The sequence below is a fragment of the Pseudocitrobacter faecalis genome (assembly GCF_965231525.1).
Taxonomy (GTDB): domain Bacteria; phylum Pseudomonadota; class Gammaproteobacteria; order Enterobacterales; family Enterobacteriaceae; genus Pseudocitrobacter; species Pseudocitrobacter faecalis.
Genome location: NZ_CBDDNJ010000002.1, coordinates 2852876 through 2870679 on the forward strand (window position 1 = coordinate 2852876; position 17804 = coordinate 2870679).

The window sequence follows — 17804 nt, forward strand, 5'->3', positions numbered from 1 at the left end:
AACCTACGTTTTCTTCTCTCCCTCTCTATTGGGAACAAGAAGAGCACGTAGGTTTTTTTTTGGCTAAAAAAGGACGACGCAACAATGAAAAGATGGTTACTCAGTGTATTAATGGTGGTTACCGCCACTGCAAGCCCAACGATCCTGGCGCAGGTTAATGATAAAAACAGCCAGGATGAGGCTATTAATATCTATTTTGCTCGCCATGGTAAAACACTGCTTAATACGTTAGATCGCGTTCAGGGGTGGGCCGATTCACCGCTCACTCCAGAAGGTAAAGAGGTTGCCCGTTATTTAGGCGAAGGATTGAAAGACATTAAATTTGACCGTTTTTATTCCAGCGATGCCGGGCGTCAGCGCGAAACGATGGCGGTTATTCTTCAGCAGGCTGGTGTAACAAATTATCATCTGACGGAACTAGAAGGTTTACGCGAAGCCTTTTTTGGTAGTTTTGAAGGTGGCTATAACAAAGATATGGCCAATGCTGGCGCGCATGAATTAGGATTGAGCGATGCGAAAGCACTGTTTACCGCGATGAAATCAGGTACGCTGCCGGTAAAAGACAACCAAAATGCGCTGGCGAAGGCAGATCCGCAGCATCTGGCTGAAAACTATGAGCAGGTGAAAACCCGCACTCAGGCAGCGCTGGACACCATTGTTGAAACGGCGAAAAAAGAAGGCGACAAAAATATTCTGGCGATCTCGTCCGGGACATCAATGCAGATAATGATCTCCGATCTGACCGATAATCCGGCCAAAAATCTGCCGCTCACCAATGCCGCAGTCGTCAAAATCACCTATAAAGATGGCAAATATAGCGTACCTGAAATTGGCACGATGAAGTATGTCGAGGCCGGTAAAAAGGCGCTCAGCAACAAATAAACGCTTTCTCTTTTTTATTTTGGCCGTTTGCAGTGTCTCCTCTGTCTCAATTGCTGCGACGGTCCTTTTTTCAGGAACGGATGATGCTTAAGTATATTACTCTCACGTTGTTAACGTGCGGGCTTTCTTCGCCCGTTTGGGCAAGCGAGAACGCTTTCTTGAATGATGCATTTTTCACAGACTCACAGCTCACGCTATCAGCAAAGAACTACTGGAAATACCTGAAAGAAGAAAACGCTAACCCCAAGCATGTACATAACGCATGGGGCCAGGGCTTTGCCGCAGATTATCAATCTGGCTATTTCGCCGATATCATTGGTTTTGATGTCACTTATTATAGCGCCATCAAATTAGGGGCCAGTGATTATTTTAACTCGCGCGGCGTACTCTATAATAATGGAACGGGTAACAATAAAAACAATGCTGAAGGATATTCAAAGTTCGGACAACGAAACATTAAGCTGAAATATGCTATTGAGGATTTGCAGCTCAATGCGCGTTGGGGATGGCAGATGCTGAAAAACTATGGCGTCATCTCGACGTCAACACGTCTCTCCCCGACGACCTACTCAGGCATTAGTGGAGGTATAAATTATGGACAGCTAACCCTACGCGGTGCGTGGATGGAAAATTCCATGGACCGAAACTCGCCGGATAAAAAACAGTTTCAGACCAACACCGGCAAAGATATTGGCTATCTGACAAGCGGTGAAATTCTCTGGAAAAGTGACGGGTTCGATGCGCAGTATGCCTGGGGAGAAAGCAAAAACTATTTACAACGCCACATCCTGTTCACGCAACTTCGTCCGACCTCTGACTGGACAATCGGCACACAAATTTATGGCACGCATGCGCAGGAAGCGTACCGCGCAATGCCTGCAAATAAGCGAGATTTTGATAATAACGCCTGGCACTTCGCCGTGGATGCCACCTGGAAAGGCGAGCGCTGGAGCAGTAAATCAGGAATCGGTTATACCGACGCTCAAAAAGCCAACGAAGTGGGATTTTATCCGCGTCATATGAGTAAGAATTCGCGCGGCACCTTTATCTCGATGGCTTATGCGGGTGACGATTACCTGCGTGACGGCGAACTGATGTTTGCCAACATGACTGAATATCGCTTAACGCCTAATCTGGGCGTGGGTCTGGCAGGGAATATTGGGCAGTTTAATTATAAAGGCAATCACGTACGCAGCGGGGAGCTCAATGCTTTTACCCGTTGGGCACCCACTGATGCGTACTTCAAAAACTTCACCTTTTGGGCGATGTTCGGGCCTGGCTGGTCGTATAAAGCGAGCGGGAAAACACCTGTACTCACTAACGGTCATTATACCCGCACCCATACATTATCGGCAGAAGTCATTATGGAATATCGATTCAGGTTATTCTGATCTCGAAGAGGAACGCGGCGGATCAATCTCACGTTTTTTGCCCTTAGGTTTTTAAAGGGAATCATTCGGTGATAGATTGCGCCGCGGATTGTGACAGCTTTAGCTAACAAAACCTGATTTCCAGCGATTATTATGGATCAGGTTTTTTGATTTTTGAGGATCCGATGATCATCGCAAAAATATTGAATAATAATGTCGTGGTTATTCTGGATGCGCAACAACGAGAACAGGTCGTTATGGGGCGCGGTTTAGCCTTTCAGAAACGCGCAGGAGACACACTGGATACCTCGCGTATCGAAAAGGTTTTTGCCTTACAGAGTGACGAATTGACCCGACGCCTGGGCGAACTGCTAAGCCAAATTCCGCTAGAAGTGATTACGACCTGCGACCGTATTATTGACCTGGCGCGTAGTCGGTTAGGAAAGCTGCAGGAAAGCCTTTATATCACCCTGACCGATCACTGCCACTACGCCATCGAGAGACAAAAGAAAGGTTTAGCGATTAAGAATGCCCTGCTGTGGGAAACGCAACGTCTTTATCCGCGCGAGTTTGAACTGGGTAATGAGGCCAGGGCTATAATAGCCCAGCGGCTTGGCGTCGAGCTACCGGAAGATGAAGCGGGCTTTATTGCATTGCACCTGGTGACCGGGCAGCTTAACAGTGAAATGCCGGAAGTCATGCATATCACCCAGGTGATGCAGGAGATTCTACAGTTAGTGAAATATCAGCTGCGGCTGGAATATGACACCAGCACGTTAAGCTATCAACGGTTTGTCACCCACCTGAAATTTTTTGCCCAACGTATGCTGTCGCGTAACGTTGTGCCTGATGATGATGAAACCCTGCACGATGCCGTAAAAGAGAACTACGCCCTCGCCTGGAAGTGTGCGGAAAAAATCGCGCTGCATATCCGTAATACGTATCAGCGCGAACTCACCACCGAAGAGATTATGTTTTTAACCATTCATATTGAACGGGTTCGCAAAGATACGCTTCGCCACAACGAACACAGTTGTTGAATATTCCACCTTGTGATTTTCATTTCTCATTATCTTCTCTGCTCTTTTGGCAGGGAAGATAATCAAAGTTACCCCTTTCGCAAATGTCCGATTTTCGAATCGGCTATCACACGCAGCGTTCGGCTAAAAGCCCTTACACTCCCTGAGCCTTATGTATAAAAAAAGGAGCAAATGTAAATTTTTGTATTTATTTTTCCATAAATGAGTGTTAGAAAGTTACGCGTTTGATAATGCTTCTCACAATCATTATCAAACGTATTTGTAAAACCTGCCGTGACCGGGGCAAAGAAGTGCTCTGCTGTCATCGTAAAAACAGCTCGTTAGAAATTATAAGACGCTCATTTATATGGATAATAATCGCAATTTACCGTTCAACAGTTTTAGTTCACTCACTTTCTTTACGGGCCTGTGTATCGGTTTAACACCGGTTGGTCAGGCAGCCGCCGCCGACAGTAAAGATCAAAAATCCGCTGATACGCTGGTGGTGGAGGCGCAGGCACCTTCCCTCTACGCGCCGCAGAAATCCGCCGACCCGAAATTCAGCCGCCCGATTGCGGATACCACGCGTACCGTTACCGTGATTTCCGATCAGGTGTTAAAAGATCAGGGCGTGAATAACCTGACCGATGCGCTGAAAAATGTGCCTGGCGTGGGTGCCTTCTTCGCCGGGGAAAACGGCAGTTCGTCAACCGGTGACGCCATTTATATGCGTGGCGCGGATACTTCAAACAGTATCTATGTCGATGGCGTACGCGATATCGGTAGCGTTTCGCGCGACACGTTCAACACCGAGCAGGTAGAAGTGATCAAGGGGCCATCGGGCAGCGACTATGGCCGCAGCGCGCCAACCGGTTCGATCAATATGATCAGCAAACAGCCGCGCCTTGATTCAGGGATCGACGCCTCCGCCAGTATCGGTAGCGCATGGTTCCGTCGTGGTACGCTTGATATAAACGAAGCGATCGGTGAAACCTCCGCCGTGCGTCTGAACGTGATGGGCGAGAAAACCCACGACGCGGGCCGTGATAAAGTACAGAATGAACGCTACGGCGTTGCGCCTTCCGTGGCCTTCGGTCTGGGGACAGAAAACCGTCTTTACCTGAACTATCTGCACGTTACCCAGCACAACACACCGGATGGCGGCGTTCCGACCATCGGTCTGCCGGGTTACTCAGCGCCAAACGCGGCAACCTCTGCGCTGAACGGTTCCGGCAAGGTGAACACCAGCAACTTCTATGGTACGGATTCCGATTACGACGACTCCACCACTGATACCGCCACTATGCGCTTCGAGCATGATTTCAACGACACCACGACGATTCGTAACACCACTCGCTGGTCGCGTGTGAAGCAGGACTACCTGATGACGGCGGTGATGGGCGGTGCCAGCAATATCGGCATGCCGGATCCAAACAACGTCGGTAGCTGGACCTGGACTCGCACGCCGAACACCAAGGATGTCAGCAACAAGATCCTCACCAACCAGACCAACCTGACCTCGAAGTTTTATACCGGTGCGGTCGGCCACGATATCAGCACTGGCGTTGAGTTCACCCGCGAGACGCAAACCAACTATGGCGTGAACGCGATCACCGCCCCGCCGGTGAATATCTACAGCCCGAACAGCAATATCAACGTTGGCAGCCTGCATCGCAGCGGCGCGAACGCTAATGGCCAAACCGACACATTCGGCATCTACGCCTTTGATACGCTGCAAATTACTCATGATTTCGAGCTGAACGGCGGCATTCGTCTGGATAACTACCACACTGAATATGACAGTTCGACGGCCTGCGGCGGTTCTGGCCGTGGTGCGCTCACCTGCCCGACCGGCACGCCGAAAGGCTCGCCAATTAAAACTGTCGATACGGCGAAATCAGGCAATCTGGTGAACTGGAAAGCCGGTGCGCTCTATCACCTGACTGAACAGGGCAATATCTATGTGAACTACGCGATTTCCCAGCAGCCTCCGGGCGGCAGTAACTTCGCGCTGGCCCAGGGCGGAACCGGAAATAGCGCCAACCGCACCGACTTCAAACCGCAAAAAGCGAAAACCAGCGAAGTGGGCACCAAGTGGCAGCTGTTTGATAAGCGCCTGCTGCTGACCGCCGCGCTGTTCCGCACCGACATCGAAAATGAAGTCGCTCAGAATGACGACGGCACCTATTCGCAGTACGGTAAAAAGCGTGTCGAGGGTTACGAGCTGTCTGTCGCGGGTAACATTACGCCGGAGTGGCAGATTATTGGTGGTTACACGCAGCAAAAAGCATCGATTCGGGAAGGCGCGAACGTGGCGCAGGACGGAAGTTCTGCCCTGCCTTACACCCCAGAGCACGCTTTTACCCTGTGGTCGCAGTATCAGGCAACGGACGATATTTCCGTGGGCGCTGGCGCACGCTATGTGGGCAGCATGCATCGTGGCAGCGATGGTGCCGTCGGCACACCGTCTTATACCGAAGGCTACTGGGTCGCGGATGCCAAAGTGGGTTATCGCATCAACCGCAATCTCGATTTGCAACTGAACGTCTACAACCTGTTTGATACGGATTATGTCGCCTCTATCAACAAGAGCGGCTACCGTTACCATCCCGGCGAGCCGAGAACGTTCCTGTTAACCGCGAACGTGCATTTCTAATCACATTACCGGGGCGCTGCGCTTCTTCGGCCTACTGTAGGCCTGATAAGCGTAGCGCATCAGGCAAGGAGAACCTCATCATGATGTACCACATTCCCGGCGTGCTGAGCGCCGATGAACTTCACCAGTTGGTGGAGGACGCCAACCGCGCCCCCTGGATTGACGGGCGCGCCACGGTTGGCACCCAGGGCGCGCAGGTTAAAAACAATCAGCAAATTGACACCCAGAACCCGCTCTACGCCGCGCTTCAGGCACGAGTCCTGGCCGCGCTGAATCAGCATTCGCTCTTTTTTGCCGCCGCGCTACCGAAAACGATCTCCAGCCCGCTGTTCAACCGCTATCAGCAGCAGGACACCTACGGCTTTCACGTGGATGGCGCCGTGCGCAGTCACCCGCAAAGCGGCTGGATGCGCACTGACCTTTCCGCCACACTGTTTCTAAGCGATCCGGAAAGCTACGACGGTGGCGAACTGGTGGTGAACGATACCTATGGGCAGCACAGCGTGAAGCTTCCGGCAGGCGACCTGGTTCTTTACCCTTCCAGCAGCCTTCACTGCGTAACGCCGGTGACGCGCGGCGTGCGTATTGCTTCGTTTATGTGGATCCAGTCAATGATTCGTGACGATAAGCGCCGGGCGATGCTGTTTGACCTCGACCGCAATATTCAAACGCTAAAAGCCCGACACGGGGAATCCGAAGAAGTGCTGTCTCTGCTTAATCTCTATCATAACCTGCTGCGTGAATGGTCGGAGATTTAGGCCTTGTCTGGACGCGAGACGTCCCCATATTGAGTATAATTAGCTCAATAAATAATCAGGAGGTGGACAATGGCTTCAGGTTGGGCAAACGACGGTGCCGTGCAGGATCAAATCGATAGCACCATTGAAGATGCCGTGGCGCGGGCAAGAAGTGGTCTGCCTAAGGGAGAAAGCCGCAAATTTTGTGAAGAATGCGGGGAACCGATTCCAGAGGCTCGTCGGCAGGCAATCCCAGGTGTGCAGTTATGCGTCACCTGCCAGCAGGAGAAAGATTTACATAACTCTACATTTGCAGGATATAATCGCAGAGGATCGAAAGATAGCCAGCTTCGTTGACAGTTCTCTACCTGAGAATACAGCGCAAACGGTTATCTTTACGACCACCTTTTTCGGCTAAAAAAGTCGCAAAAAGTGCCATAATTCATCGAGCAGGTTATTATCCCCCTCCGAAACCATTCATAGCGAAAATAATTTATTAATAATCAGTAAATTAATAGTTGTTCAAAATTATTGATGAAGGCTATCAATTCTCTTCGATTTATTCTTTCGCAATAAAACGTGATACTCATCACATCGACAGAACATCGTCCCCTAACAAATAACCTGCGAGAGATTGAAAATGAAAACTATCAAATATGCTGTTGCTGCTATTGCCCTGTCTACCCTGTCCTTTGGTGCTTTCGCTGCGGAATCCGTAAGCGCGGCTCAGGCTCAGAACATGAACAAAATCGGTGTGGTTTCTGCGGAAGGTGCATCGACTCTGGATGGTCTGGAAGCAAAACTGGCTGCGAAAGCAGAAGCGGCTGGCGCATCTGCTTACAGCATCACCTCTGCTAACACCAACAACAAAGTTAGCGGTACTGCGGTTATCTATAAATAACCGAAAGATTTAACTGCCAGAAGTTGTACCCCGCCAGCTTAACCCACTGGCGGTTGCTGTAACCCTCATTGAACTTGTTGATACCCTTTTTGACGCCCGGCATGCCACGCCGGGTTTTTTTTGTCTTTTTCCCCTTTCCTTTCTTAATCGCTAATGAGATATCGTGGTCCCCGGTATCACGGGTATCGTTATCGCCAGGCAGAGCGATCCACATACAGACTCGTAAGCGTTTTATGAGCAGTGGCAGGCAGAAAAAAACAATCCACACCGCTACATGTCGAACCATCCAGTGACACTTCGCTTATCAGAACTAAACGTATTCTGAATCTTACTGATTTCCTTCCTTCATCACGTTCCCTCCCCTTTTCCGGATTTAAATTACGCATCCTTTAAATACGCAGGGATGTGTGCATATGGCCTTTGACGGATTACGTTTCACCCTGACGGTGGACGGACTGGTGCCGGAGACGTTTGCGGTGGTGGATTTCCGCCTCGCCCAGGCATACTCATCGCCGTTTGTCCTGGATGTGGATGTTGCCAGCGGCTCGTTCCGCCAGACGGCGGAGAAGCTGCTGGAGAAGGGGGCCGTGCTGACTATCTGGCAGGGCAGCACGGTGCTGCGTTATGTGAGCGGTGTGGTGGCGGGGTTCGGCATGAAGGAGCACAACGGCTGGCAGATGCAGTACCACCTTCAGATACGCCCGCCGTTGTGGCGCAGCGGGCTGCGGCAGAACTACCGTATCTTCCAGCAGCAGGACATTCAGGCCATTTCCGCCACGCTGTTAAACGAGGACGGAGTGACGCAGTGGACGCCGCGCTTTTATGAGAGCCACCCGGCCCGGGAGTTCTGCGTCCAGTACGGTGAAAGCGACCTGGCGTTTCTGACCCGGCTGTGGACGGAGGAAGGTATCTTCTTTTATGACAGATACGCTGACGACAGCCCGGGGCAGATGCTCACGCTCTGCGATGATGTGGCGGGCCTGCCGGTGTACGGGGAGATACCGTTTAACCCGAACACCCGCGAGGTGACGACGGCGTGCATCAGCCTGTTCCGCTACCAGGCGCAGGTGCGCCCCTCGCAGGTGCGTTCAAAAGACTACACGTTTAAGGTGCCGGACTGGCCGGGTATTTACATTGAGGATGCTGAAAACCTCAACGGGCAGTTAACGCAGTACAAAATACTGGACTGGCCGGGGCGCTACAAGGACGAGCAGCACGGTCAGGACTTCACCCGCTACCGGCTGGAAGGGCTGCGTAACAATGCCGAAGCGGCGACGGGGGTGAGCAACTCCCCGGCGCTGTGGCCGGGACGGCGGTTCACCCTGACGGGGCATCCGGTACAGGGAGCGAACCCGAACCGTGAGTGGCAGGTGGTGAGCAGCACGCTGACGGGGAGCCAGCCGCAGGCGCTGCACGGGAGCCGGGGGCGGGGTACGACGCTGAGTAACCATATCACAGTCATCCCGGCAGACCGGACCTGGCGCTCACAGCCCCTGCCGAAGCCGAAAGTGGACGGCCCGCAGAGTGCCGTTGTCACCGGGCCGGAGGGCGAGGAGATTTTCTGCGACGAACACGGACGGGTGCGGGTGAAGTTTCACTGGGACCGTTATCACGGTATGACGGAGGAGAGTTCGTGCTGGATACGGGTGTCACAGGCATGGGCGGGCGCGGGGTTCGGCAACCTGGCAATACCGCGCGTGGGCCAGGAGGTGATAGTGGACTTCCTGAACGGCGACCCGGACCAGCCCATTGTGACGGGCCGTACCTACCACGAGGATAACCGTTCACCGGGCGACCTGCCGGGGACGAAGACGCAGATGACCATCCGGTCAAAAACCTACAAGGGCAGCGGCTTTAACGAGCTGCGGTTTGAGGATGCGACGGACAGTGAGCAGGTGTATCTCCACGCGCAGAAGAACATGGACACGGAGGTGCTTAACGACCGGACGACGGACGTGAAGCATGACCACACGGAGACCATCGGCAACAACCAGAACATCACGGTGGGGCTGGGCCAGACGGTGACGGTGGGGAAAGAGAATGCCGGGGGACATGACCAGACCATCACAGTGGCCCATGACCGGAGCATCACGGTGCGTAACGACCAGACGCTGAAGGTGACGAATGACCGGCGGGTGGAGGTCAGCCACGATGACGGTCTGTACGTGGCAAATGACCGAAAGGTGACGGTGGAAGGCAAGCAGGAGCACAAAACGACGGGGAACCACGTCAGCCTGGTGGAAGGGAAGCACAGCCTGGAGGTGAAGGGCGACCTGGCGAGGAAAATTACCGGTGCGCTGGGAATGAAAGTCCGGGATGAAATCGTGCTGGAGAGTGGTGGGAAAATCACCCTGAAAGTGGGTGGTTCGTTCGTGGTGGTACACTCTGGTGGCGTGGATATTGTCGGGCCGAAAATCAATCTGAATGGCGGGGGGAGTCCGGGTACGCCTGTGCCGACGTTACAACCGGCGGTTCTGAAAGCGCTGGCAGATACGGGGGATGGAAGTACCGGAAGTGAAGGCTCGGAGCCGCCACGGAAAAATGTCCAGGACACCTTTACTCCCCCACGACAGGCTCCAATACCGCCACAACAGCTGGGAAGATTCTCACGATAAACAGTGAGATAAACATAAGTTTATTGTGTATCAAAACATATTGACGCTAACCGGAAATGCATATGGAGCCAGGTATAAAACCTATGGACTGGAGTAATTGATGAGAAACATTAATTTGAAAGATACTTTATTGATGACCGTCCTGATCTTTCTCCCGGTCAGTAAAGTCATCGCAGCGGCTGTTGAATGCGCATCGCCACAGCAAACGGTCCTTCATTTTTATCATTGGTACCTGAATGAAGTTAAAAATGAAAGATATCCTTTGGCCCAAAACTACAATGGTGATAAGACCAGCATAACTCAATGGATTAGCCCATCTTTGCTTAATAAACTGATGAATGGGATATTGCGTGATGAAATCGATTACGATTATTTCACATACGCACAAGATTTTTCTGACTCATGGCTGACAAATATTAATGCCAAAGTAATAAAACAGACGCTTAGCCATTCAGAAGTACAGCTTTCTTTGGGTGAAAAAGATTCATTGAGTCAATATCAGGTTGAGCTTAATCATAAATCTTGTTGGAAAATTGATTCCGTACAACCCGTTAATTAATGAATTAGGTATATAAGGATATAACATGTGGGACGTGAGTAAAGCCGTCGAGTATTTAAACAGGCATGCGGAACCAGGATCGGTTGGGTATTGCGCCAGGTATGTTAAAAACGCAATCAGTGCCGGGGGAGATATCAGCCCATGGCCTGCCATTGAAAGTGCAAAAGATTATGGTAGTGCACTGCTGAATAGAGGGTTTAACATTATCTCATCTGAGAGTGGGTTTATTTCTGGTGATGTGGTCATTATTCAGGGCTTCAGAAAAGCGGACTTTCCAGAATACGAGATAAAAAGAGATCATCCTCATGGTCATATGGCAATGTTTAATGGTCAACAATGGGTATCAGATTTTAAACAAAATAATGGCTATTATCCTGGCGGCGATTACCGAAAAGCAAAACCTGCATGTGTTTTTTATCGACATAAAGATGTTCAGGGAGAAGGAGCACCAGGTTCTGCAATCGTCCGTGGAAAAAAAATGAACATCTGTTACCCCATAAGGGATACAGACGGAAAAGAGTTCGACTCACTGGATAAGATAATGCGGCTTATTGATGCAGAAGCGCACGGGACCTGGTTGCTGGGTGGAAACCAATTGTGGCACGGCGGCATACATATTAGCGACGTATCGAACCCCTTCTCTTCCCTGAATCCGGATGCGCTGAATACCGGAGAGCCGGTTCCTCTGCAGTTTATGGCCGACGGCACGATTGCAGCGTACCGGATAAATAATGATTACCTGAAAGGCCCTTACAAAGGGCAGCAACTCCGGTACAGCAGCACATTTGTTCTGGTGAAATCATTGTGCCAGCCTGACCCGCAAAAAGAAGAAAGCTGGCTGGAATTCTACAGCCTGTATATGCATCTGGCCCCGCTGAAAGATTATCCGGCCTCTCCCTGCTATAAAGTGAAAGCCGGACACAGCGGTATACTGTTGCGTAAATATATCAACGGGCAAAATGGACTTCCAGAGGGTCAGGAGAGCGGGGATTATGTAACATACCAGGCTCCACCAAAAACCAGCAAAAAACTAAACGCAGGGGAGCGGTTTGTCTCATCGCGAACCGGGCGTTTTTACATAACGAAGAATAATCAAACATATTTGATGACATTCGGTCTGGTTCGCCTGCTGAACGGTGAAACGACGGGAAATGAGCAGTACTGGGTGACGCTGGACCCGGCGCTGATGGAGCAGGACGGTGAAATACAGGCGCTGATGCCAGCGTGGATGCTGAAGGCGAAGGCAAAAGGGGAATTTGACCGGGTGCAACTGGGGGGAGAAACGGCAGAATGGCAGGTCAGCGCCGGAACACCGGTCGGATTTATGGGATGTGAGGAATACCCCGGCGAAGGCGGCGGTCAGGTTGAGCGTGAGTGGTTTGTTCATCTTGAGGTGCTGAGTGCTGATGCCAGAATGCCGACATTTTTATCCAACCCGGCGGATGTTAAAGGGGAAAAACGAACAGTAATGGCCCCGAAAGGCAAAATGCTCTACGCCCGTCAGTCTGCGTCAGAACAGGAGACTTTTACTGCAACCGCAGCTACGCTGGGCGCGCAGTGTGTTCTTCCACGGGAAACGACAACACCGGTCATGGATGAATCGCAACAGTGGTGGTTTAACATCAACGGAAGCGGCTGGCTACCACAGAAGGATGTTGAAGAGGTCGGGCAGTACGATTTACTGAAGCTGGGTTTTCAGCCGCTGGAAGAGAACAGCAGTGGCGATATGACGTACAGCCCCTATGAAGGATGGGTACCGGAGGCATTTGGTTCAATAAGCCGTGCCGCAGAGCAGGGAGATGAATGGCTGTACGAGCAGGTGCCGCCCTATTACCGTCAGCTGATGGCTGAAATGGATAAGGACGGTGACGGAAAAGTGACGGAAGAAGAAATCCGGCAGGCGCTGGTTGTGCGTGATCCGCTGGTGCGAAATGTGGTCAATCATCTGACGGTCAAGCATCATAGCGAATGGTACGGAGGGCGCTCAACGGGTCGGTGGGAAGAATTTTATAAAGATCTGGACACCGATGAAGTGGCGTACTGCGAGAAGTGGCAGACAGACATGGAGTGGATGAGAGAGGTGTCGCCATTCGGTGGCGATAACCCGCTGTGGCATTTTCATCCAGTGTTTTTTTTGGATGCAATAAAAGGAAATTATGAGTGTGAAATTACTGTTGAGTTAATTGAAAAACTATTAGGGCATACCAATCCTTGGTTTACAGGAACAATTGGGGGGAGAGCATTTGCTACACATTTTAAGATTAATTACCCAGAAGTATTTGAGTTTGATAAAAATGATTTTGTAAGTCGTCTTAATGAGCAGTTAATTGTATATGAGATTACGGGTGCCTATCACAAAGCTCATTTTCTTTCTCAATGCTTACATGAGTCTGCTCATTTCGATACGACAATAGAATTTGGTTCAGGTCATAACTATGATCCAGGACAGCATTCAGATGCCATTAAAAATGGAAACACAGTTGTTGGTGATGGTCCTCGTTATAAAGGAAGGGGGTTAATTCAACTGACATGGAAGAAAAATTATCAACGGTTTTCTAACCATTCAGGAATTAATTGTGTTAATAATCCTGAATTAGTGGCATCAATAATGGACAACGCAATTAAAGCATCTTGCTGGTTTTGGCGGCATAATGGCGGCATTTATAAAAAATATGATGCCAAAGGAGATATTAATGTTTTAATTGATCATGAGAAGAATAATGTTGAATTAATTACGCTAGCCGTTAATGGTGGGCGGAACGGATTGTCTGAAAGGCAAGCGTATTTTGACTTAATTAAAGAAACATGGGGGTTGGATTGATAATGAACAAGTTGATAACATTATTGAGTATAATTGGTGTGAGTATAAGTAGTTACGCATCTGAGTGCACTATAAAAGCATGTGATAACTTAATGCTGCCGCCGGTCGCTCAAGATTTTATATCACAAGGATATGAAGACATTGAAATTAAAACATTAAATGATAATAAATATCTTTTTTTAAGCACTGGAAACAATGTAAACAAATGCTCCATTGTTTTTGATATCACTGGGATTGAAATAGACACTACACCCTTCATTGGGGGCAATGGAAAATTATGCAATGTATCAGAAGTCAACGGGAATATTGTAAGTTCCTATCGTGATCAAGGAGTATGGTTTAATGATGTCTATCAATGGATATCAAAAAAGAACTGGGTGTTATTGTTCACTGATTCTTGTTCTGATTGTCTGCAAGTCAAAAGAATTTATTATATTAATGGCATTAAAGGTAATAGAGAGTTACTATCAGAAGGTGATGACTTTTCTAAAAGAAAACCTTTAAATGGTGTGATTTCGGTCCAAAAGGCATCTTTGTATTCTCTACCAAATGAAAACAAAGAAATTAAAGCATATTTAGTAAGAGATGATGTTTTTGGAATTGCAGATATGTCAGAGGACGGTTTTTTTTATCAAATCAGTTATAAATCGAAATCAGGAAAAAATTCCTTATATTGGATTAAATCTAATGATATCATCATTAAATGATAATATGAATTGGGTGTAAAGGCAAAAGGTATGTTTATCCAAATAGCTTTGCCTAATACCGCTACACTTTTGCCAGACTATGTGTCCCTCCGGGCAATGGACTGGCAGTTTTCATAAAATGACGGACCTTTTTCAGCAACTGCCACATTGCACGGCATTACATCCATCAGTCTGCGTTTTGACAGGAGACCTTTACTGCAACTGTAGCCACACTGGGTGCGCAGTGTGTTCTTCCACGGGAAACGACAACACCGGTCATGGATGAATCGCAACAGTGGTGGTTTAACATCAACGGAAGCGGCTGGCTACCACAGAAGGATGTTGAAGAGGTCGGGCAGTACGATTTACTGAAGCTGGGTTTTCAGCCGCTGGAAGAGAACAGCAGTGGCGATATGACGTACAGCCCCTATGAAGGATGGGTACCGGAAGCATTTGGTTCAATAAGCCGTGCCGCAGAGCAGGGAGATGAATGGCTGTACGAGCAGGTTCCTCCCTATTACCGTCAGCTGATGGCTGAAATGGGTAAGGACGGTAACGGAAAAGTGACGGAAGAAGAAATCCGGCAGGCGCTGGTTGTGCGTGATCCGCTGGTGCGAAATGTGGTCAATCATCTGACAGTCAGACACCACAGCGAATGGTATGGCGGGCGCTCAACGGGGCGGTGGGAAGAGTTTTATAAAGATCTGGACACCGATGAAGTGGCATATTGTGAGAAGTGGCAGACAGATCTGGAGTGGATGAGTGAGGTGCCGCCATTCAGTGCGGATAGCCCGGTGTGGCATTTTCATCCGGTGGTGTTTTTGGATGCGATAAGAAAGGTTCACGTAGGATGGGCACGTAGTCCCTTTGCAAATCTTTTAGGAAGTGCAGAGTCTAAAAATGATTACACTGCTTATAACGTCACGAAAACAGGAAAATCAGTCCCTCAATATAATACAAATTTAACTACGATGACTATTTCTGAAGTCATGCAAGCTCAAAAAAATAGAGCGATGTTTGCAGCAGGGCGTTTTCAGCTTATTCCTGATACGCTTGCAGGTGCAGTTAAAAAACTGAAACTCGACACGTCTCTTCCTTACAATGAAAATGTGCAAGATAAAATTTTTGAGGAATATATTATCAAAACCAAGAGGCCGTCTTTCATTCGTTATCTGGAAGGGAATGGTGATATCGAAGATACCATTTATGATTGGGCTAAAGAGTTTGCCTCTGCTGGAGTACGCAAAGGAAAAGCAATAAGCCCTAAAAAAGTAAAGGTAAAAGACGAACAGGGTCACGTTGTTTATGAAAATGGTAAAGAGAAATGCCATTTAGTACCAAGGATAGCGCAAACAGAAGGAGAATAATATTACTCTGGTGATGGTCTAAACAATGCACACATATCACCGGATGAAATGATTCAATCTTTAGAGGAGTCTAAATATGGTCAATAAGACAAGGTTTTATAATGCTTTCATTTTTATTATTATTTTTACTTCGTTTTACACATCACCGCGAGAAATTCTCAACCCCCAATTCTCTGATTATCAAGTTGAGATAAGTAAAGGACCATTTAAAAAAAATATCATTTTCAGTAATACTCAGAATAAGTATTCAATGTACTGGAAAGAGAATATACAAAAACAATTAAATTACCCCGTCAACTTTGCAGGTCACTTCAGAATCTATACTGCATTCGGTGGGCATGGAATAGAATGCTTGCGAGATAATTGGGTGTGCGGATGGGTTATTGATAAACATACTGGTAAGATTGTTGCTAGCCTACCACAGGATAATAATGGCAGTAATCGTTATGCAGATATAACCGATAATGGAACTCCAGTTGGCTTACCTTTTGAAATAGTCACGTATAAGGATAGTTCTATGATAGTAATAACTGGCCAAGTAATTCCATTGAAGAATAATGAATATGACAACCCTATTTGTAAAACAGTTATATTTGATTTTAATGGAAATGAATATATGAAAATCATAGAGTCAAGAAATGGTTGCAATATTGAGTAGTTATATTCATGAGTATTGCTGATGTTGGTTTTATCTAGCAATGAGGCAAAGAAAAATGAAATAACTTCAGGCGTTCCAGCAGCGATTACTACAGCACAAGCTATACTGGAAACGGGTTATGGAAGAATTGTTCCCGTTGATATTTATAATGGTTCATATAGCAATAACTTATTCGGAATTAAAGCACATGGAAGTCAAAGTTTTGTTTCGACTTATACTCATGAATATATAAACGGAGTTAAAGTTAAGATTATTGATAAATTTATAAAATACGATTCATTTGAAGAGAGTATTGCCGGGCGAACTGATTTTTTTGTCAAGAATAAAAGGTATCATTTTTTATTTAATTATACAGATCCTTGTGACTGGGCAAGAGGGCTTCAGGAAGCAAAATATGCGACAGGTCCTCATTACGCCGATAAATTAATAAATATTATGCGGAGAGAAAATCTACTATGAAATTTGTATTGTCTTTTTTGTGGCTATTGTTCCCGCTTCTATCCTGGGGGGGGTGTGATGCACTCAATCTTATTGCCGAACGATATCAAGATTTAATACCGTCATCAGAATCAGTGTATAAAGTAGTTGACACTAATCGTGTTTATTTTTATAGCGCTCCAAATGAAGATTGTAAAATTAAAAATTTATTTATTATTAATGGTGATTTAATTAATTTGTATGCAGAATATAAAGGTTTTTCATCTGTTGTTTTTTTCAAGAAAAATGGTGAACCTGTTAGTGGTTGGATTCATTCAAAATCAATCTTACCTACAAGTAAGGGGGATGGGCCTGAATGACTTTACAATCAGAGAAAGAAAAAAGGGCTGTTAATGGTGATGTCACGGGGTTGACGGAACGAAAGACTGCTTATCTATTGTGCGAGTAGGTATTTTTATGAGAACGCTATTGTTATCCTTTTGCTAGCCTGCAACCCGGACGCCATGGACAGCCAATAAAATCAATTTGCGAATGGTTAAATATTTATAAGAATCTTTTTGATGAAGAATTAAATTGGAAAACAGACTTACATATTTACTACGGTTTTTTGAAGGATTTTTTATATGAATAAATTTGTGTTTTTATTAATATCCACTTTTCCTATGTTTGCGTTTGGGGAGACTGGAATGTCTGGCTATTGGTCTGTAAAATGTGGAGGTTTTGGAGGAAGCATAGAGATCAATTCGGCAGATGATGCGAAAATCAACATAAATAATAACAATTTATTTATATTGGCTAGGTTAAATCAGAGTCCGCATGGGGAAACGGAACTTTACTACCAAAGTGTGATTGAGTCTGAAAATAACATTATTGATTGGGCTAACATTTCAACAAGTAAACCAATAGCTGTTGTTTCCCTACGAGATAGCGTATTGAATATTTCCTGGAGTGGATTTTATGATATAAAAAAGAAGCAATATGTCTGGAAAAATGAACCGGACTTTGTAGTGGCGATAGAGAACCGACAGAACATCAAAATGAAAAAATGTAACTTTAACTAATGCAGCAGTGTAGCAGAAACAGGGCGAGAAACCG

At 47.4% G+C, this 17804-nt stretch carries 17 protein-coding genes and 1 pseudogene; 16 read left to right on the forward strand and 2 right to left on the reverse strand.

From position 1 onward, the window contains the following. Positions 1-84: 84 nt before the first annotated feature. The 7 genes from ACOXYR_RS14200 to ybiJ all read left to right on the forward strand — a co-directional run bounded on the left by ACOXYR_RS14200 (position 85) and on the right by ybiJ (position 7565). On the forward strand, positions 85-882 hold the full coding sequence (locus ACOXYR_RS14200) for a histidine phosphatase family protein (RefSeq protein WP_108473810.1): 798 nt from the start codon (positions 85-87) through the stop codon (positions 880-882). Positions 883-965: 83 nt separating this feature from the next. Further along, positions 966-2273, forward strand: coding sequence for an OprD family outer membrane porin (locus ACOXYR_RS14205; RefSeq protein ID WP_421355624.1), 1308 nt, complete (start codon positions 966-968; stop codon positions 2271-2273). Positions 2274-2437: 164 nt separating this feature from the next. Beyond that, complete coding sequence (gene licT, locus ACOXYR_RS14210; RefSeq protein ID WP_108474095.1) at positions 2438-3292, forward strand: BglG family transcription antiterminator LicT; 855 nt, start codon at positions 2438-2440, stop codon at positions 3290-3292. A gap of 346 nt (positions 3293-3638) precedes the next feature. Next, positions 3639-5927 carry a catecholate siderophore receptor Fiu gene (locus ACOXYR_RS14215; RefSeq protein ID WP_421355616.1) on the forward strand — a complete coding sequence of 763 codons (2289 nt, stop codon included), beginning with the start codon at positions 3639-3641 and terminating at the stop codon, positions 5925-5927. 80 nt (positions 5928-6007) lie between these two features. Further along, on the forward strand, positions 6008-6685 hold the full coding sequence (ybiX, locus tag ACOXYR_RS14220) for a PKHD-type hydroxylase YbiX (protein WP_421355617.1): 678 nt from the start codon (positions 6008-6010) through the stop codon (positions 6683-6685). 69 nt (positions 6686-6754) lie between these two features. Beyond that, on the forward strand, positions 6755-7021 hold the full coding sequence (locus ACOXYR_RS14225; RefSeq protein WP_108473814.1) for a DksA/TraR family C4-type zinc finger protein: 267 nt from the start codon (positions 6755-6757) through the stop codon (positions 7019-7021). Between the two features lie 283 nt (positions 7022-7304). Further along, entirely contained in the window at positions 7305-7565 is a 261-nt protein-coding gene (ybiJ, locus tag ACOXYR_RS14230) for a DUF1471 family protein YbiJ (protein ID WP_108473815.1), read from the forward strand. On the opposite strand, the gene ACOXYR_RS14235 is transcribed toward ybiJ, so the two are convergent. After that, the gene (locus tag ACOXYR_RS14235; RefSeq protein WP_350437201.1) at positions 7552-7779 is read right to left on the reverse strand and encodes a hypothetical protein; all 228 of its coding nucleotides are present in this window, start codon (positions 7777-7779) and stop codon (positions 7552-7554) included. The genes ybiJ and ACOXYR_RS14235 overlap by 14 nt on opposite strands. A gap of 199 nt (positions 7780-7978) precedes the next feature. Here ACOXYR_RS14235 and tssI point away from each other — a divergent pair, with 199 nt between their 5' ends. The 4 genes from tssI (at position 7979) to ACOXYR_RS14255 (ending at position 14267) form a co-directional block, all read left to right on the forward strand. Continuing rightward, positions 7979-10180: a type VI secretion system tip protein TssI/VgrG gene (tssI, locus tag ACOXYR_RS14240; RefSeq protein WP_421425945.1), complete on the forward strand. Its 2202-nt coding sequence runs from the start codon at positions 7979-7981 to the stop codon at positions 10178-10180. Positions 10181-10280: 100 nt separating this feature from the next. Next, on the forward strand, positions 10281-10739 hold the full coding sequence (locus ACOXYR_RS14245) for a DUF3828 domain-containing protein (protein ID WP_421356749.1): 459 nt from the start codon (positions 10281-10283) through the stop codon (positions 10737-10739). Positions 10740-10764: 25 nt separating this feature from the next. Next, positions 10765-13560 (forward strand): glycoside hydrolase family 19 protein, encoded by a 2796-nt coding sequence (locus ACOXYR_RS14250; protein WP_421425943.1) that lies wholly within the window; start codon positions 10765-10767, stop codon positions 13558-13560. A gap of 2 nt (positions 13561-13562) precedes the next feature. Beyond that, positions 13563-14267, forward strand: a complete 705-nt coding sequence (locus ACOXYR_RS14255) for a hypothetical protein (protein ID WP_421356278.1) — start codon at positions 13563-13565, stop codon at positions 14265-14267. Positions 14268-14328: 61 nt separating this feature from the next. On the opposite strand, the pseudogene ACOXYR_RS14260 reads toward ACOXYR_RS14255, so the two are convergent. Then, a pseudogene (locus tag ACOXYR_RS14260) lies at positions 14329-14424 on the reverse strand (hypothetical protein); the annotation flags it as partial. Between the two features lie 100 nt (positions 14425-14524). Here ACOXYR_RS14260 and ACOXYR_RS14265 point away from each other — a divergent pair. From ACOXYR_RS14265 to ACOXYR_RS14285, 5 genes are all read left to right on the forward strand, one after another. Then, a complete protein-coding gene (locus ACOXYR_RS14265) occupies positions 14525-15613 on the forward strand; it encodes a hypothetical protein (RefSeq protein ID WP_421356279.1) in 1089 nt (362 codons plus the stop codon). Positions 15614-15689: 76 nt separating this feature from the next. Further along, positions 15690-16271 (forward strand): hypothetical protein, encoded by a 582-nt coding sequence (locus tag ACOXYR_RS14270; protein WP_421356280.1) that lies wholly within the window; start codon positions 15690-15692, stop codon positions 16269-16271. A 21-nt stretch (positions 16272-16292) separates the two neighbouring features. Beyond that, a complete protein-coding gene (locus ACOXYR_RS14275) occupies positions 16293-16730 on the forward strand; it encodes a glycoside hydrolase family 73 protein (protein WP_421356281.1) in 438 nt (145 codons plus the stop codon). Beyond that, positions 16727-17068 carry a hypothetical protein gene (locus tag ACOXYR_RS14280; RefSeq protein ID WP_421356282.1) on the forward strand — a complete coding sequence of 114 codons (342 nt, stop codon included), beginning with the start codon at positions 16727-16729 and terminating at the stop codon, positions 17066-17068. Before ACOXYR_RS14275 ends, ACOXYR_RS14280 begins: the two co-directional genes overlap by 4 nt. Before the next feature lie 264 nt (positions 17069-17332). Then, entirely contained in the window at positions 17333-17770 is a 438-nt protein-coding gene (locus ACOXYR_RS14285; protein WP_421356283.1) for a hypothetical protein, read from the forward strand. Positions 17771-17804 lie beyond the last annotated feature (34 nt).